The sequence below is a fragment of the uncultured Bacteroides sp. genome (assembly GCF_949298305.1).
Classification (GTDB): domain Bacteria; phylum Bacteroidota; class Bacteroidia; order Bacteroidales; family Bacteroidaceae; genus Bacteroides.
In genome coordinates this window covers 1-20603 of the sequence record NZ_CASFWU010000032.1, presented here as the reverse complement: position 1 = coordinate 20603, position 20603 = coordinate 1, and the positions used below count along the sequence as shown (strand labels likewise).

Sequence of the window (20603 nt, the reverse complement as noted above, 5' to 3'; positions counted from 1 at the left end):
TTAGGTATTTATTTCCGATTAGCCGCACAAAGTTACTGTTTTTCGGATAAGTAGCTCCATTACGGCCTTGTTTTTTTGTCGGCAGGCCGCAGCACGACGGTAAATTCGCTGCCGCTGCCCTCACGGCTCTCCACGGCGATGCTGCCGCCGTGGGCCTGCACCACCTGCCACACGAAGTTCAGCCCCAGGCCGAAGCCTGACGCGCCGGTGGTGCGGCTGCCCGAGGCTATGCGCTCGAACTTGCCGAATATCTTCATCTGCCGGTTCAGGGGGATGCCGATGCCGTTGTCGCGTACCTTGATGTGCAGCGTGCCGTCGGCAGCGGCTTCGGCCTCCAAGCGGATGCGCACGGACGGGCCGGAGTACTTCACGGCGTTGTCTATCAGGTTGGACAGCACCTCGCGCAGGCAGAAGGCGTCGGCCGTGGCGCAAAGGCCGTCCGGGCAGACAATGTCAAACTCCACCGGCTTGGATGCCTTGAGGCGGAACTTGGAGGCGAGGTCGTTGAACAGCGGCAGCAAGGACACAGGCACGGGATGCAGCTCCAGCTCGCCGCGGTCCATCTGCGTCAGCATGACCACGCGTCCCGAGAGGGTGAGCAGACGGGCACATTCGTCGTTCATGGCCCGGACTATCTTGTCGGCCTTTTCGGGCTTGTCGGCCAGGCGGCCGCTTTCCATGATTTGTGTTCCCATCAGAATGGTTTGCAGGGGCGACTTCATGTCGTGTATCATGGAGTAGGTAAAGTCCTTGCGGAACTGCTCCAGTCTGCGCTGCTGCCTCCAGGCACGCCACAGCAGACCGATGCACAGTAGGCTGAAAGCGAACGTCAGTCCCAGCGGCACAAAGAGATACCACGCCGAACGGAGGATGAGCCTTTCGGGGGCGGGCACTACGCCCTGCACGCACACCGCGCCGTCGTCTGCCAGACGCAGGGGCGTAGTGACGAGGCTGCCCCAACGGGGAACGGCGTGCGCCGTCTGCCTGACGACCCGGCCCGTGGCAGGGCGCACGATGCGGATGCCGCCCGGTGTCTTCAGTCCGGCATCGGTGAGGGCGGCACGAAAGAGCGAGTCCATCCGGAGCGTGTCGAGAGGTACGGCGACGGGCCGTTGGTTGACGAGCTGCTGCGTGCCGTAAGCGCGGAAGAGGCGGGTGCCTTCGCTCAGGTTCATGCTCTGATGGGATACATAAATCTCGCTGACGGAGCCGGGGAAAGCGGGTGCGTAGCCGGTGTTGCCCTTCTCGTCGGTTGTTTTCCGGTAGAGGATGGTCAGCAGCGAGTCCATCTGATGGCGGAAGTAGTCGGTCGTCCCGGTGATGTGCGACTTGCGGGTGCCGTGCAGGTGGTTGACGTCGAGCGAGCGGCTGTGGCGCAGGTCATTTTCCTCGACAAAGGCTTCTTCGATGCACACCTGTACTTCGCGGTTCAGGGCCCTCCACTGTTCGTAGTAGATGTATCCGGCCCACAGGGCGGGCAGCACGAAGGCCAGCGGCACCATGCCCCACGACAGGCGGCGCAGCCATGTGGTGCGGCGCGAACGCAGGCGGGCATTCTCCTGTTTGGCGCGGGTCAGGGTGGCTTCGGTGTCGCAGAGCACTTGCTGCCCCTTCTGCCGGGCTTCGGTCCAACGGGAGGCATGCAGGCAGGCCTGCATCCGGCGGACGGGTTGCGCCATCTGTTCGGCCAGCCGGTAAAAGTCCTCGCACTGGCGGCCGATGTCGCGTCGCAGGCGTTGCAGCAGGCGCATGCGCAAGGCAATGGCTCCTATCAGCAGGCCGGTGATGAGGAAGGTAAGCCCCGGGAAAAGCAGGTTGGACGGGTGGTCGAAGTAATGCAGGTCGGCGACGGCTTCTACGGCGATGCCCCGCTGCGGATGGAGCAGGGCGCGGGGCGAGGTCAGCACGCCGATGCCTTTGTCGGGCAGCGGGACACCGGCGGGCGATGTCTGAAGGGTGCGGCCGGTGGCGGCATCCAGCTTGCGGATGTAGATGCTGCCCGTCACGCCTTCGCGTTGCAGGACGGCGGCCAGCGTCAGGCGCAGCGAGTCGAGCGAGGTCTCGGGCAACCCGTAGCCGTCCTGCAGCACGGCCGAAGTCTGTTCGGCGTAGTGAAGCTGGCAGTCCTCGACGTCCAAGTGCAGGCTGTCGGGTGCATAGACGATGTGGGTAACGGTCCCTTCGGGATAGGGCAGGCGGTTCACCTGGGCGTCCGTCACCAATGTAAAGGTTTCCTTGAAGCACGCAGCCAGCGTGGCCTCGGCCTTCTGCATCTGGTTGCGGTAGGCAAACCATACGCCTGCCCGCTGGAAAAGGCTGATGAGCAGCAGGGCGAGGAACGAGAGCAGGAGGACGTTTTTTGTTTTCATGTGTCGGAATTGCGGGGGAGGCCGGTTCGGCGTTGCAAAGGTACACATTTTTCGCAGAAGCCGGAGGAATGTGGCGCGTTTTTGCCGCCGGACGGAAAAAGCATCGTATCTTTGCCCGCCCGGGTGCAGCCCGCAGGGCCGCGGAAAACGATGCTTGCACGGTGCGCGGACGATGCTTGCACGGTGCGCGGACAATGCTTGCACGGTGCGCGGACGATGCCTGCACGGTGCACGGACAATGCCTGCACGGTGCACGGACAATGCCTGCACGGCTCGCGCCGGATTTCCGGCGAACAGCAAACGACTGATTATCAGCGATTCGCACAAAACCAGCCCAACGACCATTGAAAAACCGTCGGGATTGGGGCGGATGACCGCTGTTTTTTCGTTGGGTGCTCGTAGGGGATGGATTGAATAACCGTTGAATGACGATGGAACGATGAAAGAACAAGTATTACTGGGCATGAGCGGGGGGACGGACAGCTCCGTGGCCGCCATGCTCCTGCAGGAGGCCGGCTACGAGGTGGCCGGGGTGACCTTCCGCTTCTACGAGGCGGAGGGCGGCGAGGCGCACCTGGACGACGCCCGCCGGTTGGCCGCCCGGCTGGGCATTGCCCACTACGTGCGCGACGTGCGCGACGAGTTCCGCCGCCGCATCATCCGCTACTTCACCGACGAGTATCTGGCGGCCCGCACCCCCGTGCCCTGCACCCTGTGCAACAACCGGCTGAAGTGGCCCCTGCTGGCACAGATGGCCGATGAAATGGGCATTCCGCTCATAGCCACGGGCCACTATGTGCGCAAGGTGTGCCGCGAAGGCAGGTTCTACCTCGCCCCCGCCGCCGACCCCGACAAGGACCAGTCCTTCTTCCTGTGGGGACTGAAGCAGGACATCCTGCGGCGCATGCTTCTGCCCATGGGCGACCTGACGAAGGCCGAGGCCCGCGCCTACGCCGCCCGCCGGGGCTTCGGGCGCGTGGCGGAGAAGAAGGACAGCCTGGGCGTCTGCTTCTGCCCGGGCGACTACCGCGCCTTCCTGCGGCGCGAACTGCCCGCCTCGGCCTTGCCCGGACGGGGACGGTTTCTCGATGAAAAAGGTGATTTTCTGGGGTGGCACGAGGGCTATCCCTTCTACACCGTCGGCCAGCGGCGCGGGCTGGGCATCCACCTGAACCGCGCGGTCTACGTGAAGGAGATACGCCGCGGACGGAACGAGGTGGTGCTGGCACCGCTCGCCTCGCTCTACCGCACGGAGATGTGGCTGAAGGACTGGAACCTGGTGGACGAGGCCCGCGTGACGGGCGGCGAGGAGGTCATTGTGAAGATACGCTACCGCAAGCAGGCCAACCGCTGCCGGGTGACGGCAGACGAGGGCGGCCTGCTCCGCATACACCTGCTGGAGCCGCTGGAGGCCATTGCCTCGGGCCAGGCCGCCGCCTTCTACGATGCCGAAGGGCTGCTGCTGGGCGGGGGGATTATTGTGTGAGGCAGGCGCGGCGGCAGGCCTGTTCCTCCCGCCGCTTCTTGCGTGCTAATAGGTTTCCTCGTTGGCCAGGTTCCACATGTTCAGGAACGAGGCGCGGGTGATGTCCGTCAGCTTGTCCCAGTTCAGGCGGTCGGCGTGGTCGGTGGGCTGGTGGTAGTCGGGGTGCCCGTCGGTGTGGTACCAGATGACGGGAATGTCCAGCAGGGCGAACGATGCGTTGTCGCTGCCTCCCACGGGACGGTCCCAGGGGCGGTAGTCGGGCTTCAGGTCGAGGCCGTAGGTGCGGATGTCCTGCTTCAGCCATTGGCCGAAGGCGGGATGCGACTCGGTGTAGAAGTAGACCACGTGCTGCGGACAGTCGGGCTTGTTGTTGCGGCCTATCATGTCGAAGTTGAGGTACCCTTTAATCCGGCTGACGAAGGGACACGTAGCCGTGAAATAGGCCGAACCGAGCAGGCCTTTCTCCTCGCCGTCCCACAGGGCGATGATGACGTTGCGCAGCGGCTTCTGGCCGGAAAGCACAAAGGCACGGGCTATCTGGAGCACGGCCGACACGCCCGAGGCGTTGTCGTCGGCCCCGTTGTAGATGCCGTCGGCCGCCAGCGTGCAGTCCGTGCCCAGGTGGTCGAAGTGCGCGCCCACCACCACATACTCGTCCGTCCGCTCGCCGGGGATGACGCCCAGCACGTTGTTCAGTTGCAGGGAGCGGTAGGTGCCCTGCTTGTAGAGGGCGACGGAGTCCGGATGGACCTGGAAGCGCCCCCGCTGCTGGCGCTCGCGCGCACAGGCCTCGAAGGGCTGGTAGTAGCTCTCGCCGAGGAGCGGTGCCACCCCGATGTCTTTCAGCCAGGCAGCCAGATAGCGGGCCGCCACCCGCGAGCCGTGCATGCCGGCCTCGCGCCCTTGCAGTTCGTCGTCGGCCAGGAAACCCACAATGGCCTCGGCCGAGGCTCGGTTGATGCTTTTCAGTCCTTTCTCCTTGGGAGACTGCGCATGAAGCATACATGTGCCAAAAAGGAAACAGATGATTCCGAGAAGTGTTCTATACATATTCATCAGATTGATAGGTGATTAAATTCGTTTCTTGTCTGTGTGGAGGCCTTTGTCCGCAGGGGTCAGCGCCGCCCCATGAACTCCCGCCGCTCGTCGTCGGGGAACTTCTCGACGGCATAGCGCAGCATGGTGCGGGGCATCACGGCGGCATAGCGGCTGAGCAGCTGCACCAGCAGGCCCTTGTCGCGCTTGCCCATCTCGCGCAGCATCCAGCCAAGGGCCTTCTGCATCAGGTCGTGCATGCGGGGCGCAGGAAGCGAAGGCGCGGCCGACGCGTACGGGTGCAGGAAGTACTCCGTCAGGCGCAGGATGTCGGCAAAGTCGTTGCGGCGAATCAGCGCGAACGTAGCCACCACCGCGATGCGCCGCTCCCAGAGGCAGTCACTCTCCGCCAGGCGGTAGAGCACGTCGCGGGGACGGTCTTTGAGATACTCGCCCACGATGTAGGGGGCGGACAGGTCCACCAGGTCCCAGTTGTTGATGCGGGCGGTCTGCGTCAGGTAGAAGTCGTAGACGGCCTGCTGCCCGGCGGGGCCGGCCTTGCGGAAGCGCTCCACCATCATCAGCAGGGCGCAGAGGCGGCACTCGTGCCACTCGCTCTGCAACAGCTCGGCCATCACGCCGAAGGGCGCGTCCTTGTGGCGGCGGGCCACCCGGCGCGTGTCGGGCACCACGACGCCCAGGAAGCGGTCGCCCTCGCCATATTCTCCCTTGCCCGTCTTGAAGAAGCGGGGCAGGTATTCGCGCTTCACGGGATTGATGCAGGCCTCCAGCTCGGCCCGGATTTGTTCTGATTGCTTCATGCGGCAGGCAGTTAAACGGTGTACGGCAGGCGGCGCATGCGGCAGGGCGCACGGCAAGCCGGCCAAGATGAGGACAAAAATACGGTATTTTCTGACAAACTATGGAAAGTAATCTCTATTTTTGCCGCTACGTATGAAAGAAATTCCAACCAACCCGACTGCATTATGGTACTGAACTACATCTGGATTGCCTTTTTCGTCATTGCCTTCATCGTGGCGCTGGTGCGCCTGCTGCTGATGGGCGACACGGAAATATTTACGCAACTGGTGAACTCCACCTTCGACTCTTCCAAAAACGCCTTCGAGATTTCGCTGGGGCTGACGGGCGTGCTGGCCCTCTGGCTGGGCGTGATGAAGATAGGCGAGAACAGCGGCATGATCAATGCCCTGAGCCGCTGGCTCAGCCCCCTGTTCTGCCGCCTCTTTCCGGACATCCCCAAGGGACATCCGGCCATGGGCAGCATCTTCATGAACCTGTCGGCCAACATGCTGGGACTGGACAACGCCGCCACCCCGCTGGGCCTGAAGGCCATGAAGGAACTGCAGGAACTGAACCCGAAGAAGGACACGGCCACCAACCCGATGATCATGTTCCTGGTGATGAACACCTCGGGGCTGATACTCATCCCGGTGAGCATCATGATGTACCGCGCGCAGCTGGGAGCGGCCCAGCCTACGGACATCTTCATCCCCACCCTGCTCACCACCACCGTGTCCACCCTTGTGGGCGTGACGGCGGTCAGCCTGTCGCAGCGTCTCAACCTGTTCTGCCGGCCGGTGCTCATCCTGGTGGGCGGCATCGCGCTCTTCTTCTCCGCCCTCATCTGGCTGTTTGTCCGTGTGGGGCGCGACGAGATGGGCGCCTACTCCACCCTGGCGGCCAACATCATCCTGTTCAGCATCATCCTGCTCTTCATCCTGTGGGGCGTAAGAAAGCGCATCAACGTCTACGACGCCTTCATTGAGGGCGCCAAGGAGGGCTTCACCACCGCCGTGCGCATCATCCCCTATCTGGTGGCTTTCCTGGTAGGCATCGCCGTGTTCCGCGCCTCGGGCGCCATGGACCTGCTGGTGGACGGCATCGGCTACGTCGTGGGCCTCTGCGGGGTGGACACCGGCTTTGTGGGCGCCCTGCCCACCGCCCTGATGAAGTCGCTGAGCGGAAGCGCGGCCAACGGCCTGATGATAGACACGATGAAGGAATACGGAGCCGAATCGTTCGTGGGACGCATGAGCTGCGTGGCCCGCGGAGCGTCGGACACCACGTTCTACATCCTGGCCGTGTACTTCGGCAGCGTGGGCATCACCCGCACCCGCAACGCCGTGACGTGCGGACTCATTGCCGACGTGTCGGGCATCGTGGCCGCCATCGTCATCAGCTATTGGTTCTTCTGAACCCGCCCCCGGCCTCGCTTCCAAAACAAAGGAAAAACGGACGGGAAAGAAAGACAGACAAGAACAGAATGTGAAATAAGAACAATAGATAATACCCCAATTACCCTCCATCCTTCCCTGCCCTATCCTTGGGAAAAGGAAGCCGGAGGCGAGACCTGAATGCATTATGATTACCTACCAAACAGACGGCGTGGAAATGCCGGACATCAAGAAACGTGAGACGACGGAGTGGATCAAGGCCGTGGCAGCCAGCTACGGCAAACGCGTGGGCGAAGTGGCCTACATCTTCTGCTCGGACGAAAAGATTCTGGAGGTGAACCGCCAGTATCTGCAACATGATTACTACACGGACATCATCACCTTTGACTACTGCGAGGGCAACCGCCTGAGCGGCGACCTCTTCATCAGCCTGGACACCGTGCGCACCAACGCCGAGCAGTTTGCCGGCAACGACTACGAACGGGAACTGCACCGCGTCATCATACACGGCATCCTGCACCTCTGCGGCATCAACGACAAGGGACCCGGAGAACGGGAAATCATGGAAGAGGCCGAGAACCGGGCATTGGACATGAGAGGCGGAACAGGCGCCCGGCAGAGCCAGGAATAACCCCGTGGCACAAGCGGCAGACAGCGCAGACTGTGTAGACGCCGCCAACCGCCTTAACCCTCATCGGTGAGGGAAATCGGGCATGATGGTAGGCCCGCTGCTACGGTCTTTCTGGTCGAAGATGACGCTACGCAGAATATCGTAAATCAGCGGCCCCACGTCCAGGCCCAGCTTGAATTTCTCGTTGAAATTGATGGTGGGTATCACGACGGGGCGTGTCTCCCAGCGGCCGGTGAAGGAGTCGTAGTAACGCCGCACGCCCAGCTCCATGCTGAAGTGGTCGCCCAGGTCGAAGCCCACGGTACCGCCGTACTGGTAGGGCATGGAGAAGAGGCCGGCGGCATTGCCCATGTCCACCGAACCGAAAAGCGTGAAGCGCAGATGTTCCTGCGGACGGTAGACAAGCGCGCCCCCGGCGGTGAACGACTGGCCGCTGAAGTGGTCCATGTTCATCTTGATGGCATTGATGCTGGCCTGCAAGGCAAGTTTGTCGTTCAGCTCGCGCTGATAGCCCAGGGTGGCCTCGTTCATCCGCCCGATGCCGGGAATGCTGTTTTGACTGCCCGAACCCCAGAACAGGTTGCGGCCCGAACGGCCCAGCGTGCCGCCCGTGGTATAGTCGCCGCGGAACATGGGCGAGGGATTGGTGTAGTAAGGCAGGGCATTGGCCGGATTGGGGAGGAAACGGGGCAGAGTCTGTCCGGCATCGGGAGACAACTTCCCGGACAGACTCCCGGCCGACGGAGCCGGTGCATCGGGAAGCGCAGGCAAAAGATTGCCCGAAAAAGAAGCGCTGACACTGTCGCGCCGCACACGGGTACTGTCTTCCTGCGCCCGGAGGACAGAGGAGACAAACAACAGGGCCAACACCGGCAACAGACGGAGGATATATCTTCTTGCTTTCATAACTGGCTATTTTCTGTTTGCGGAAATTCACTCTTAAAGATAAAGAAAGCTCACCACTCCCCCTACCCGTCCGCCATTTATTTTTTATTCTTTAACGCAGGCGTCTCCACACGGCCTCGCCAGGCCGCCCGCAGGCCCGAAAAACCGGCGCCGTGTCTGGTTTGCACGTAAATCGGGAATGCCGGGAACAATCATTTTGAAAGCGAAACAGCCCGTAAAGCAGGCGAAGTGTCGCCGCAAGGAAAGCGAAAAAGGGAAATACAGCATCAAAATGTATCAGATACACCACCGGCAGCTGACATCCTGATTTTCCCTAATGCGTTTTTACGCCGTTATTTCCGTCTTCCCGTCCGCCTGTCCGCAAAAATCGCAAGGATTTTCCACAGACCCATAACTTTTTAGTAACTTTGTGGCGTAATCAAAACCAACATTTACAAATGGAATTCAAGTATGACGTAATCGTGATAGGCGCCGGACACGCGGGATGCGAAGCCGCCGCCGCCGCTGCCAACCTGGGCTCGAAGACGTGTCTCATCACCATGGACATGAACAAAATCGGGCAGATGAGCTGCAACCCCGCGGTGGGCGGCATAGCCAAAGGACAGATGGTACGCGAAGTGGATGCGCTGGGCGGATTCATGGGACTGGTGACGGACAAGACCGCCATCCAATTCCGCATCCTGAACCGCTCGAAAGGACCGGCCATGTGGAGCCCGCGCGCGCAGTGCGACCGCAACAAGTTCATCTGGGCATGGCGCGAGGTGCTGGAGAATACGCCCAACCTGCACATCTGGCAGGACACGGTGCGCGAGCTGCTGGTCAAGGACGGCGAAGTGGCGGGCGTCAGGACCGTGTGGGGCGTGACGTTTCACGCCAAATGCGTCGTACTGACCGCAGGCACCTTCCTGAACGGACTGATGCACGTGGGCCGCACCATGCTGCCGGGCGGACGCATGGCCGAGCCTGCATCCTACGAATTGACCGAATCCATCGCGGCCCAGGGCATCACCTACGGGCGGATGAAGACGGGCACACCCGTCCGCATCGACGGACGCAGCGTCCACTACGAAGACATGGAAATACAGGAAGGCGAAAACGACTTCCACAAGTTCTCCTTCATGGACACCCCCACCCGACACCTGCGGCAACTGCCCTGCTGGACGTGCTTCACCAACGAGGAAGTACACGAGGTGTTGCGCCGCGGCCTGCCCGATTCGCCCCTTTTCAACGGACAAATCCAGAGCATCGGCCCCCGCTACTGCCCCAGCATCGAGACTAAGATTGTCACCTTCCCCGACAAACCGCAGCACCAGCTCTTCCTGGAGCCGGAGGGCGAGACGACGCAGGAGCTCTACCTGAACGGCTTCTCCTCGTCGCTGCCAATGGACATCCAGCTGGAAGCGCTGAAGAAGATTCCGGCCTTCAGGGACATGGTGGTCTACCGTCCGGGCTACGCCATCGAGTACGACTACTTCGACCCCACCCAGCTGAAGCATACACTGGAGACAAAGAAGGTCAAGAACCTGTTCTTTGCCGGACAGGTGAACGGCACAACGGGATACGAGGAAGCGGCAGGACAAGGCATCGTGGCGGGTATCAACGCACACATCAACTGCCACGGAGGCGAACCGTTCACCCTGGCCAGGGACGAAGCCTATATCGGCGTGCTCATCGACGACCTGGTGACGAAAGGCGTGGACGAACCCTACCGCATGTTCACCTCGCGCGCAGAATACCGCATCCTGCTCCGCATGGACGATGCGGACATGCGCCTCACGGAACGCGCCTGGAAGTTGGGACTGGCCGGCAACGAACGCTACGAACTGCTGAAACGGAAACGCGAGGCTGTGAACCGCATCATCGACTTTGCCCGCAACTATTCCATCAAGCCCGCCCTCATCAACCCCACGCTCGAAGCGCTGGGCACTACTCCACTCCGCCAGGGCTGCAAGCTGGTAGAACTGCTCAACCGTCCGCAAATCACCATCGCCAACCTGAGCGACCACATCAGCGCCTTCAAGCGCGAACTGGACAAGGTGGACGAACGGCGCGAGGAAATTCTGGAGGCAGCCGAAATCCTCATCAAGTACGAAGGCTACATCGGACGGGAAAGAATCATTGCCGACAAGCTGGCCCGGCTGGAAAGCATCAAGATTAAAGGCAAGTTCGACTACAACTCCCTGCAATCGCTCTCTACCGAAGCCCGGCAGAAGCTGGTGAAGATAGACCCCGAGACCATTGCCCAGGCCAGCCGCATCCCAGGCGTATCGCCCAGCGACATCAACGTCCTGCTGGTGCTTTGCGGGCGTTGAGCAAGGCTGGTTCCACGTGAAACAAATAATTCAATAAATGAACTAAATATTCTGGTTATGAGCAAAGAAACGCTTAAGCAAAACATTCGGGAAATTCCCGATTTCCCCATCCCCGGCATCCTGTTTTACGACGTGACAACCCTCTTCAAAAACCCCGAGGCGCTGAAGGAACTGTCGGACACGCTGTACGACATGTACAAGGACCGGGGGATTACGAAAGTGGTAGGCATCGAATCGAGAGGCTTCATCATGGGGCCCATCCTGGCCACACGGTTGGGCGCCGGCTTCGTCCCCATCCGCAAGCCCGGCAAACTGCCCGCCGAAACCATTGAGGAAAGCTACGACAAGGAGTACGGCAAGGACACCGTACAGATGCACAAGGACGCCATCAGCGAGGACGACGTTGTCCTGCTGCACGACGATCTCTTGGCAACGGGAGGAACGATGGCTGCCGCCTGCAAGCTCGTAAAACAAATGAATCCCCGAAAGGTGTTTGTGAACTTCATTATCGAACTGGAGGCCCTGCATGGAAAAGATGTATTCGACAAAGACATCGAGGTCGAAAGCGTACTGACACTGTAAAAGCTCAGAAAGCATCAAATCAACCAGCAGCAGAAGCAAAATCGCATTTCTGCAAGCCTTCTACCAAACTATTGAACGAATGGACACATCAACCGAACTTAAACTAAACGAATATCTGAAGGGAATTGTACTGAACCTCCCCGAAAGCCCCGGTATTTACCAGTACCTGGACACCGGAGGGACAATCATCTACGTAGGGAAAGCCAAAAACCTGAAGCGGAGAGTATCGTCCTATTTCAACAGGGAGCACGAGCCCGGGAAGACCAGAGTTCTGGTCAGCAAGATTGCAGACATTCGCTACATTGTGGTGAACACGGAAGAAGATGCCCTACTGCTGGAGAACAACCTCATCAAGAAATACCGTCCACGCTACAATGTCCTGTTGAAGGATGACAAAACCTACCCTTCCATCTGCGTTCAAAACGAATATTTCCCGCGGGTGTTCAAAACCAGGCGCATCATCCGCAACGGCTCTTCGTACTACGGGCCATACAGCCACGTACCGACCATGAACGCGCTGCTCGACCTCATCAAACAACTCTATCCGCTGCGTACCTGCAACCTGAACCTGTCCCCCGAAAACATCCGGACGGGAAAGTTCAACGTCTGTCTGGAATACCACATCAAAAAGTGTGCAGGCCCCTGCATCGGCAAGCAGAGCGAAGAGGAATACCTGAAAAATATCGGTGAAATCAAGGAAATTCTTAAGGGGAATACGCGCGGCGTGGAGCAGATGCTCTACACGCAGATGCAGGAACTGGCAGCGGAAATGAAGTTTGAAGAAGCACAGAAGATAAAGGAAAAATATCTGCTGATAGAAAACTACTGTGCCAAGTCGGAAGTGGTAAGCAACGTGCTGCACAACATTGACGTCTTTTCCATCGAAGAGGACGACGATGAACAGGCCGCTTTCATCAACTATCTCCACATCAAGAACGGCGCCATCAACCAGGCCTTCACCTTCGAGTACAAAAAGCGGCTGAACGAAAGCAAGGAGGAGCTGCTGCAGCTGGGCATCGTGGAGATGAGGGAACGCTACAAAAGCCTTTCCCGCGAAATCATCGTTCCCTTCCCCCTGGAAATAGAGCTGAAGGATGTCGAATTCACCGTACCCCAACGAGGAGACAAGAAGAAACTGCTGGAGCTGTCCATTCTGAACGTAAAGCAATACAAGGCTGACAGGCTGAAGCAACAGGAAAAGCTGAACCCCGAACAACGGACTACAAGGTTGCTGAAGGAAATACAAGACCAGCTCCATCTGGACAGGCTGCCCATGCAGATAGAATGCTTCGACAACTCCAACATTCAAGGCTCCGATCCTGTAGCGGCCTGCGTGGTCTTCATCAAGGGCAAACCTGCCAAGCAGCAATACCGCAAGTATAACATCAAGACAGTAGAAGGGCCGGACGACTATGCCTCCATGCAGGAGGTCGTCAGAAGGCGTTATTCGCGCGCTGTAGAAGAAAACGCACCCTTGCCCGACCTCCTCATCACCGATGGCGGAAAAGGCCAGATGAGCGCCGTTAAAGAAGTATTGGAGGAGCTGAAGCTGGACATCCCCGTGGCAGGCCTGGCCAAAGACGACAAGCACCGCACGTCGGAACTGCTTTACGGCTTTCCGCCGCAGGTCATCGGCATGAAACAGAATACTCCCCTCTTCCGCCTGCTCACCCACATCCAGGACGAAGTACACCGTTTTGCCATTACTTTCCATCGGGACAAGCGAAGCAAGAGACAAATCAGCTCCGCCCTCGATGAAATCAAGGGAATCGGCGAAAAAAGCAAGACGGCCCTGCTGAAAGAATTCAAAAGCGTGAAGCGCATCCGCGAAGCCGAACCCGAAGCCCTGGCCGCTGTAGTGGGCGAAGCAAAGGCACGCATCATCCGCGAACATTTCAGCACGAAGGCAGAAGAATGACAGACAACACATCGGCACTGTCTGAAAAAACGTAAAAGCAGGGACCGGGAAATACGGTGTCCCGATTTTATTCTTAACTTTGAAGCCGACAACAAACAAAGAAAAGCAGTTATGAGAGTAGTTATACAACGGGCCGGGCACGCCTCGGTCACCATCAACGGCACCTGCAAATCGGCCATCGGAAAGGGGCTGATGATACTGGTGGGCATCGAAGAAGCCGACGGGCAGGAAGACATTGACTGGCTGTGCAAGAAGATAGTAAACCTGCGCATTTTCGACGATGAAAACGGCGTAATGAACAAATCCATCCTGGAGACAGGGGGCGACATTCTGGTGATAAGCCAGTTCACGCTGCACGCCTCGACCAAGAAAGGGAACCGCCCCAGCTACATACGGGCAGCCAAGCCCGAAACGTCCATCCCCCTCTACAACCGTTTCTGCGAAGCGCTCTCCACCGCGCTGGGCAAGGACATCGGAACCGGTGAATTCGGAGCGGACATGAAGGTGGAGCTGATGAACGACGGCCCCGTGACCATCTGCATAGATACAAAGAACAAGGAATAAAGAATAAAGACAAGGATATGACACTGGAAGAAGCACAGAAACAGGTGGACGACTGGATCAAACAATACGGCGTGCGCTACTTCAGCGAACTGACCAACATGGCCGTCCTGACCGAAGAAGTGGGCGAACTGGCCCGCGTCATGGCCCGCAAATACGGCGACCAGTCGTTCAAGGCGGGTGAAAAGGAGAACCTGGAAGAAGAGATTGCCGACGTGTTCTGGGTGCTGCTCTGCATTGCCAACCAGACAGGCACCGACCTGACAAAGGCTTTCCAACAAACCATCGAGAAGAAAACCGGAAGAGACCGGACAAGACATATCAACAACCCTAAATTGAAAGAGCATGGAGAATTATGAACTCACCCAAAACAAGTACGAGGCCGCCCTGGCCAAGTACGAAACAAGGCTCGACGATGCCAACATAGCCGCCAAAGTAGCCGCAATCATCGAAGAAAAGCTCCCCGAAAACGATACGAAAGAGGTGAAGAAAAGGCTGTTCAACTGCATTGACCTCACCACCCTGAAGACCGAAGACAGCGACGAAAGCGTCATGCGCTTCACGCAAAAGGTCAACCGCTTTGAAGAAGAGTTTCCCGACCTGAAGAACGTGGCCGCCATCTGTGTCTATCCCAACTTCGCGGAAATCGTGAAGGACACGCTGGAGGTGGAAGAAGTGAAGATTGCCTGCGTATCGGCAGGGTTCCCCTCCTCTCAGACCTTCATCGAAGTGAAAGTGGCCGAAACGGCCATGGCCATCATGGAAGGAGCCGATGAAATCGACATTGTCATCTCCGTAGGCAAGTTCCTCAGCGGCGACTACGAAGGCCTCTGCGACGAAATACAGGAGCTGAAGGAGACCTGCAAAGAGCACCATCTGAAAGTGATTCTGGAGACAGGAGCGCTGAAGACAGCCAGCAACATCAAGAAGGCCTCCATCCTGGCCATGTATGCCGGCGCCGACTTCATCAAGACCTCTACCGGCAAGCAACAGCCTGCAGCCACGCCCGAAGCCGCCTACGTCATGTGCCAGGCCATCAAGGAATACTACGAAGAGACTGGCAACAAAATTGGCTTCAAGCCCGCCGGAGGCATCAACTGCGTGCGTGATGCCCTCGTCTACTACACCATTGTCAAGGAAGTGCTGGGCGATGAATGGCTGAACAACCAGCTCTTCCGACTGGGCACCAGCCGACTGGCCAACCTGCTGCTGAGCGACATTCTGGGACAGGAGACCAAGTTCTTCTGAACAATCCTCACCAGGGGAACCGACAGGTTCCTTTCCGACAGACAAAAGGCCGCTTTCCCATTCGGAAAGCGGCCTTTTGCTTGTATCATTGCCAGGGATTATTTCTCCCTTTCCACCACATAATTCAAGTAAGCCTCCAAAGCCTGCCGGACCTCGGAATCGGTACCTTCGGGCAGAAGCGCAAAGGCCTTCTGCCGATAGTCGTCCATCACTTTCGCAGCATACTCAATGCCTCCGTTCTCTTTGGTGAACTGCACCAAACGACCGATTTCATCGGCGTTGGCCGTACCGTTCTTCACCTTGACGGCCCAGGCGCAGGCCTCTTCGTTGCGGGTAGAATTGAGCGCATAGAGCACGGGCAGAGTCAGCTTGCCTTCGTGCATGTCGTTGCCCGTAGGCTTGCCAATCTCCTTGCTCTCGTAGTAGTCGAAAATGTCGTCCTTAATCTGGAAGCACAAGCCGATGTATTCGCCGAAAAGACGTGCGGATTCTACCATTTCATCGGTTGCTCCCGCAGACAAGGCCCCCGCTTTGGTACAGGCGGCAAAGAGCACGGCCGTCTTCTTGCGGATGACGTCAAAATAGACAGCTTCGGAAAACTCAAGATTGCTGACGTTGGAAAGCTGCAGCAGCTCGCCTTCGGCCAGGTTCTGACCCAGGGCGGACACCACGTCGATGATGTCGTGGTTGCGCGTCTGCCCTACCTGCACCAGAGCCGTAGCCAGCAGATAGTCGCCCGCCAAGACAGCCACCTTGTTGTTGAACACCGCATTCACCGAGAGCTGGCCACGGCGTTCGGAGCTTTCGTCCACCACATCGTCGTGTACCAGGCTGGCCGTGTGCAACAGCTCCAGCGCCACCGCCGCATGATAAGTCTGCCGGCTGACGTTGCCGCACAGCTTGGCCACCAGCAGTACCAGCATGGGACGCATCATCTTGCCATTCCGCTGACGGATATGGGTGATGACACGCTTCAGCAGGATATTGGAGCTGTCGAGCGAACTGTCAAAAAGCTGTACGAAATCCTCCAGTTCGGCCGATATTGGAGATTTTATGATTGATAGTATGTTCATCCGTGACTATTTGCCTACAAAAATAGTAATAAAACGGTTAATACCGTATTTTTTTGTACTTTTACCAAGAAAAAAAAGATAAATATATGGATTCAACCGATAAACTTTTCTTGCTCGACGCCTACGCGCTCATCTATCGGGCCTACTACGCACTCATCAAAAACCCGCGCATCAACTCCAAGGGACTGAACACCTCGGCCATCTTCGGCTTCGTAAACACCCTGGAGGAAGTGCTGAAAAAGGAGAACCCCACGCACCTGGGAGTTGCCTTCGACCCCGCAGGCCCCACCTTCCGCCACGAAGCCTACCAGCAATACAAAGCCCAGCGCGAAGAGACGCCCGAGACCATCCGCCTCTCCGTACCTATTATAAAGGACATCATCCGCGCCTACCGCATCCCCATTCTCGAAGTGCCCGGCTATGAGGCCGACGACGTAATCGGCACACTGGCCACCGAAGCCGGCAAGCGGGGCATCACCACCTACATGATGACGCCCGACAAGGACTACGGGCAGCTGGTGGGCGAACACGTGTTCATGTACCGACCCAAACACACAGGCGGCTTTGAGGTGATGGGCACGGAAGAGGTGAAAGCCAAGTTCGGCATCGGGAACACCGCCCAAGTCATAGACATGCTGGGCCTGATGGGCGACGCCTCGGACAACATACCCGGCTGTCCCGGCGTGGGCGAGAAGACCGCGCAGAAGCTGATAGCCGAATTCGGCAGCATCGAGAACCTGCTGGCCAACACCGACCGCCTGAAGGGCGCGCTGAAGCAGAAGGTGGAGAACAACCGCGAAAGCATCAGCTTCTCCAAATTTCTGGCGACCATCAAGACCGATGTGCCCATCGAGCTGGAGATGGAGAAGCTGGTGCGCGAAGAGCCGGACGAGGAAGCCCTGCGCAAAATCTTCGACGAGCTGGAGTTCCGCTCGCTCATCGACCGCGTGCTGAAGAAGTCCGCCACTCCCCCACCCTCTCCCGCAGCCGACCCCTATGCAGGCACCCTGTTCGCCGCTGCCGCTCCGACAGCCGCTACCGCCCCGCTGCAAGGCGATTTGTTTGCAGAATTTGCGGACGAGGGGACGGACGAACGGAAAAATTCAAATCTCGCGAGCTTCAATCAGGCAGAAACAGACTATCAACTGATTGATACAGAAGAGAAAAGAAAGGAATTTGTTCAAAAGTTGCTTACAACGGAAATTCTCTCAATAGACACGGAGACCACCGGCACCGAGCCCATGGAGGCCGAACTGGTGGGAATGAGCTTCAGCGACGCCGAAGGCAGGGCCTGGTACGTCCCCGTCCCCGCCGGACGCGAAGAGGCACGGCGCATCGTGGACGACCTGCGCCCGCTCTACGAAAACGAGCGCTCGCTGAAGGTGGGGCAAAACATCAAGTACGACCTGATAGTCCTGCAGAACTACGGCGTCCGCGTCAAAGGCCCCCTCTTCGACACCATGCTCGCCCACTACGTCCTCCAGCCCGAACTGCGCCACAACATGGACTACCTGGCCGAGATATACCTGCACTACCGCACCATCCACATCGACGAGCTCATCGGCCCGAAGGGCAAAGGCCAGAAGAACATGCGCGACCTCCGGCCCGAGGATGTCTACGTCTACGCCTGCGAGGACGCCGACATCACCCTGCGGCTGAAGAACGTGCTGGAGAAAGAGCTGAAGGCACAAGACGCCGAGCAGCTGTTTGCCGGGATAGAGATGCCCCTCGTCCCCGTGCTGGTCAATCTCGAGACCAACGGCGTGCGCCTGGACACCGACGCGCTGAAGCTCTCGTCCGAACACTTCAACGTGCGCCTGCAGGAGATAGAGCAGGACATCTACCGCCTGGCCGGAGGCGAATTCAACATCGCCTCGCCCAAGCAGGTGGGCGAAGTGCTCTTCGACCGCCTGAAGCTGATGCAGAAACCCAAGAAGACCAAGACGGGCCAGTACGTCACCTCGGAAGAAGTGCTGGAGAGTCTGCGCGGCAAGCACGACATCGTGGGCAAGATACTGGAGCACCGCGGGCTGAAGAAGCTGCTCGGCACCTACGTGGACGCCCTGCCCCAGCTCATCAATCCGCGCACGGGACGGATACACACCTCGTTCAACCAAGCCGTCACTGCCACCGGCCGCCTCAGTTCCAGCAACCCCAACCTGCAGAACATCCCCATCCGCGACGAGGACGGCAAGGAGATACGCAAGGCCTTCATCCCCGACGACGGCTGCGAGTTCTTCTCGGCCGACTACTCGCAGATAGAGCTGCGCATCATGGCCCACCTGAGCGGCGACCGCAACATGATTGAAGCCTTCTGCAGCGGACACGACATCCACGCCGCCACCGCCGCCAAAGTCTACAAGGTGGACCTGAAGGACGTCACGTCCGACATGCGCCGCAAGGCCAAGACCGCCAACTTCGGCATCATCTACGGCATCTCGGTCTTCGGGCTGGCCGAGCGCATGAACGTGGACCGCAAGGAGGCCAAGGAACTGATTGACGAATACTTCGCCACCTATCCGCAAGTGAAGGAATACATGGACCGCAGCATCGAGGCAGCCCGCGAGAAAGGCTACGTGGAGACCATCTTCCGCCGCAAGCGCTACCTGCCCGACATCAACTCGCGCAACGCCGTGGTGCGCGGCTATGCCGAGCGGAACGCCATCAACGCCCCCATCCAGGGAAGCGCCGCCGACATCATCAAAGTGGCCATGGCGCGCATCCACCGCCGCTTCGAAGCTTACAATCTGAAAGCAAAGATGATTCTACAGGTCCACGACGAACTGAATTTCAGCGTTCCGGCCGAAGAAAAGGAGCTGGTACAGAAAATTGTAATCGAGGAAATGGAGAACGCCTACCCCATGCAGGTGCCCCTCAGGGCCGATTGCGGCTGGGGAAAGAACTGGCTCGAAGCCCACTAACGGAGGCTATAACGTTATTTAACTTACAATCAGAAAGCCAAGCAAGCAAATCCTTTCAAGTGCACTTTGTACACTAAAATATCCGGCAGCCCCACTGCCGGATATTTTTTGTTCATTCATCTTGCCAAAAAGAAAGGGGTAGAAAACACGGAAAGCTGACATATTGATAAAATAATTGCTTTTTCTTTGCGTTGTGTCAATTTAATGCCTACCTTTGCGCCCGATTTCAGAGGCAATCAAAAGACAAATGTAAAATATAAACCAAAAACATAACAGCCATGAAAATTTTAAAAACTTTGATGTTCTCTACTCTTCTCTTCACTTGTGCCCTGAATGCTTCGGCCGACAACAAGAACAACCTTATTTACAATTCGGAAGAGGTTAACGGCGTGATGGTGGGACAGACAGTGTACAAGACAGACGGCAACCTGCTGGCCAACTACATGAAGCATAACTACAAGTACGACGAGCAGAACCGCATGACCGAAAGCGAGACACTGAAGTGGAACAGCGACCGCAACCAGTGGGAAAAGGACATCTGCATCCACTACCTGTATCAGGGCAAGACCATCACCACCGAGTACTACAAGTGGAGCAAGAAGAAAGGCCAGTACGTGCTGCAGCCCGAAATGACCGTCACCATGGACAACCCCAACCTCTAACAACCTGCCAATTCTCTCTTAAGAAAAACCATATCCGAAGGCGGCCGGATGCCGGCTTCGCAAGGATTGAGGGCACACCCCGACGGTGTGCCCTCTGTCTTTATAGCCGGCACGGACATATCCGCCCTCTGCGGCAAGACACATCGGCATCCCGGTCTCCGGTCAGCCACGTTAATAAACCATAAAACTGCGTTTGGAGTGTTTTTGTCTGAAAGAGGCGCTGGTTGTCAGCGGGTTGCGCAAATAAGTACTCCAAAATCGGGGAACGGGCAAAAATATTTTGTGTTGTTTTGCAGCGACCGCAGCAATGGTGCTGGCGGTCGGACTCAAACTTGATGGTTACTATGGAAACATCAACTGCAAAACACGAACCGTTCCTGGTCTCCGAGTTTCCGGACGTCAGGAGCAAAAAGCCCCGCGACATTCCCTTTGCCCGCTTCATCGAACGGGTGCGCGGCGACGACTTCAAGGCGCACACACTGAACTACCGCCGACTGGCCGCGCAGCCGGACCGCAGGGCCGAGGCGCAGGCGGTGAAGGGACGCACGCCCTGCGTGGTGACGGCGGGCACCTGCCGCGGCGGGCACGCCGTGCGCAACCTGACAAGCTACAGCGGACTGCTGTGCATCGACCTGGACCATACCGACGAACGTACGGACGAAATCGTACGCCGCGTCAGCACCTTGCCTTGGGTGGTGGCTGCC

The 20603-nt window shown here is 58.3% G+C and carries 17 protein-coding genes; 12 read left to right on the top strand and 5 right to left on the bottom strand.

Annotated features, from left to right (window positions below):
• Positions 1-59: 59 nt before the first annotated feature.
• Positions 60-2369, bottom strand: a complete 2310-nt coding sequence (locus tag Q1Y74_RS06035; protein ID WP_300812913.1) for a HAMP domain-containing sensor histidine kinase — start codon at positions 2367-2369, stop codon at positions 60-62.
• A 439-nt stretch (positions 2370-2808) separates the two neighbouring features.
• On the opposite strand from Q1Y74_RS06035, the gene mnmA reads away from it, so the two are divergent.
• The gene (gene mnmA / locus Q1Y74_RS06030) at positions 2809-3855 is read left to right on the top strand and encodes a tRNA 2-thiouridine(34) synthase MnmA (RefSeq protein ID WP_300812911.1); all 1047 of its coding nucleotides are present in this window, start codon (positions 2809-2811) and stop codon (positions 3853-3855) included.
• A 45-nt stretch (positions 3856-3900) separates the two neighbouring features.
• Here mnmA and Q1Y74_RS06025 read toward each other — a convergent pair whose 3' ends face one another.
• Positions 3901-4905, bottom strand: coding sequence for a M28 family peptidase (locus Q1Y74_RS06025; RefSeq protein WP_300812910.1), 1005 nt, complete (start codon positions 4903-4905; stop codon positions 3901-3903).
• A gap of 65 nt (positions 4906-4970) precedes the next feature.
• Complete coding sequence (locus tag Q1Y74_RS06020; protein ID WP_300812908.1) at positions 4971-5711, bottom strand: DNA alkylation repair protein; 741 nt, start codon at positions 5709-5711, stop codon at positions 4971-4973.
• A gap of 165 nt (positions 5712-5876) precedes the next feature.
• On the opposite strand from Q1Y74_RS06020, the gene Q1Y74_RS06015 reads away from it, so the two are divergent.
• Together Q1Y74_RS06015 and ybeY are read left to right on the top strand one after the other, a co-directional pair.
• Positions 5877-7106, top strand: a complete 1230-nt coding sequence (locus Q1Y74_RS06015; RefSeq protein ID WP_300812906.1) for a nucleoside recognition domain-containing protein — start codon at positions 5877-5879, stop codon at positions 7104-7106.
• Positions 7107-7272: 166 nt separating this feature from the next.
• Positions 7273-7716, top strand: a complete 444-nt coding sequence (gene ybeY / locus Q1Y74_RS06010) for an rRNA maturation RNase YbeY (RefSeq protein WP_300812904.1) — start codon at positions 7273-7275, stop codon at positions 7714-7716.
• Positions 7717-7776: 60 nt separating this feature from the next.
• Here ybeY and Q1Y74_RS06005 read toward each other — a convergent pair whose 3' ends face one another.
• Positions 7777-8622, bottom strand: coding sequence for a hypothetical protein (locus Q1Y74_RS06005; protein ID WP_300812903.1), 846 nt, complete (start codon positions 8620-8622; stop codon positions 7777-7779).
• 437 nt (positions 8623-9059) lie between these two features.
• Here Q1Y74_RS06005 and mnmG point away from each other — a divergent pair, with 437 nt between their 5' ends.
• The 6 genes from mnmG to deoC all read left to right on the top strand — a co-directional run bounded on the left by mnmG (position 9060) and on the right by deoC (position 15243).
• Positions 9060-10934 carry a tRNA uridine-5-carboxymethylaminomethyl(34) synthesis enzyme MnmG gene (mnmG, locus tag Q1Y74_RS06000; protein ID WP_300812901.1) on the top strand — a complete coding sequence of 625 codons (1875 nt, stop codon included), beginning with the start codon at positions 9060-9062 and terminating at the stop codon, positions 10932-10934.
• A 57-nt stretch (positions 10935-10991) separates the two neighbouring features.
• On the top strand, positions 10992-11516 hold the full coding sequence (locus tag Q1Y74_RS05995) for an adenine phosphoribosyltransferase (RefSeq protein ID WP_300812899.1): 525 nt from the start codon (positions 10992-10994) through the stop codon (positions 11514-11516).
• A gap of 79 nt (positions 11517-11595) precedes the next feature.
• Entirely contained in the window at positions 11596-13434 is a 1839-nt protein-coding gene (gene uvrC, locus Q1Y74_RS05990; protein WP_300812898.1) for an excinuclease ABC subunit UvrC, read from the top strand.
• A 111-nt stretch (positions 13435-13545) separates the two neighbouring features.
• Positions 13546-13998 (top strand): D-aminoacyl-tRNA deacylase, encoded by a 453-nt coding sequence (gene dtd / locus Q1Y74_RS05985; RefSeq protein WP_300812896.1) that lies wholly within the window; start codon positions 13546-13548, stop codon positions 13996-13998.
• 17 nt (positions 13999-14015) lie between these two features.
• Positions 14016-14354, top strand: a complete 339-nt coding sequence (locus Q1Y74_RS05980; RefSeq protein WP_300812894.1) for a nucleotide pyrophosphohydrolase — start codon at positions 14016-14018, stop codon at positions 14352-14354.
• Entirely contained in the window at positions 14341-15243 is a 903-nt protein-coding gene (gene deoC / locus Q1Y74_RS05975; RefSeq protein WP_300812891.1) for a deoxyribose-phosphate aldolase, read from the top strand. Before Q1Y74_RS05980 ends, deoC begins: the two co-directional genes overlap by 14 nt.
• 98 nt (positions 15244-15341) lie before the next feature.
• Here the strand turns inward: deoC and Q1Y74_RS05970 are convergent, their stop codons facing one another.
• Entirely contained in the window at positions 15342-16316 is a 975-nt protein-coding gene (locus tag Q1Y74_RS05970; RefSeq protein ID WP_300812890.1) for a polyprenyl synthetase family protein, read from the bottom strand.
• An 86-nt stretch (positions 16317-16402) separates the two neighbouring features.
• Between Q1Y74_RS05970 and polA the strand changes: the two genes are divergently transcribed.
• The 3 genes from polA to Q1Y74_RS05955 form a co-directional block, all read left to right on the top strand.
• On the top strand, positions 16403-19237 hold the full coding sequence (gene polA / locus Q1Y74_RS05965; RefSeq protein WP_300812887.1) for a DNA polymerase I: 2835 nt from the start codon (positions 16403-16405) through the stop codon (positions 19235-19237).
• Between the two features lie 278 nt (positions 19238-19515).
• On the top strand, positions 19516-19899 hold the full coding sequence (locus Q1Y74_RS05960) for a DUF3836 domain-containing protein (protein WP_300812885.1): 384 nt from the start codon (positions 19516-19518) through the stop codon (positions 19897-19899).
• Positions 19900-20243: 344 nt separating this feature from the next.
• The coding region (locus tag Q1Y74_RS05955; protein ID WP_300812884.1) for a BT4734/BF3469 family protein at positions 20244-20603 on the top strand (360 nt) is incomplete at its 3' end.

Coding starts and splice junctions, on each gene's coding strand:
- Q1Y74_RS06035 (WP_300812913.1), bottom strand. CDS start 2,369: ATGAAAACAAAAAACGTCCTCCTGCTCTCGTTCCTCGCCCTGCTGCTC.
- mnmA (WP_300812911.1), top strand. CDS start 2,809: ATGAAAGAACAAGTATTACTGGGCATGAGCGGGGGGACGGACAGCTCC.
- Q1Y74_RS06025 (WP_300812910.1), bottom strand. CDS start 4,905: ATGTATAGAACACTTCTCGGAATCATCTGTTTCCTTTTTGGCACATGT.
- Q1Y74_RS06020 (WP_300812908.1), bottom strand. CDS start 5,711: ATGAAGCAATCAGAACAAATCCGGGCCGAGCTGGAGGCCTGCATCAAT.
- Q1Y74_RS06015 (WP_300812906.1), top strand. CDS start 5,877: ATGGTACTGAACTACATCTGGATTGCCTTTTTCGTCATTGCCTTCATC.
- ybeY (WP_300812904.1), top strand. CDS start 7,273: ATGATTACCTACCAAACAGACGGCGTGGAAATGCCGGACATCAAGAAA.
- Q1Y74_RS06005 (WP_300812903.1), bottom strand. CDS start 8,622: ATGAAAGCAAGAAGATATATCCTCCGTCTGTTGCCGGTGTTGGCCCTG.
- mnmG (WP_300812901.1), top strand. CDS start 9,060: ATGGAATTCAAGTATGACGTAATCGTGATAGGCGCCGGACACGCGGGA.
- Q1Y74_RS05995 (WP_300812899.1), top strand. CDS start 10,992: ATGAGCAAAGAAACGCTTAAGCAAAACATTCGGGAAATTCCCGATTTC.
- uvrC (WP_300812898.1), top strand. CDS start 11,596: ATGGACACATCAACCGAACTTAAACTAAACGAATATCTGAAGGGAATT.
- dtd (WP_300812896.1), top strand. CDS start 13,546: ATGAGAGTAGTTATACAACGGGCCGGGCACGCCTCGGTCACCATCAAC.
- Q1Y74_RS05980 (WP_300812894.1), top strand. CDS start 14,016: ATGACACTGGAAGAAGCACAGAAACAGGTGGACGACTGGATCAAACAA.
- deoC (WP_300812891.1), top strand. CDS start 14,341: ATGGAGAATTATGAACTCACCCAAAACAAGTACGAGGCCGCCCTGGCC.
- Q1Y74_RS05970 (WP_300812890.1), bottom strand. CDS start 16,316: ATGAACATACTATCAATCATAAAATCTCCAATATCGGCCGAACTGGAG.
- polA (WP_300812887.1), top strand. CDS start 16,403: ATGGATTCAACCGATAAACTTTTCTTGCTCGACGCCTACGCGCTCATC.
- Q1Y74_RS05960 (WP_300812885.1), top strand. CDS start 19,516: ATGAAAATTTTAAAAACTTTGATGTTCTCTACTCTTCTCTTCACTTGT.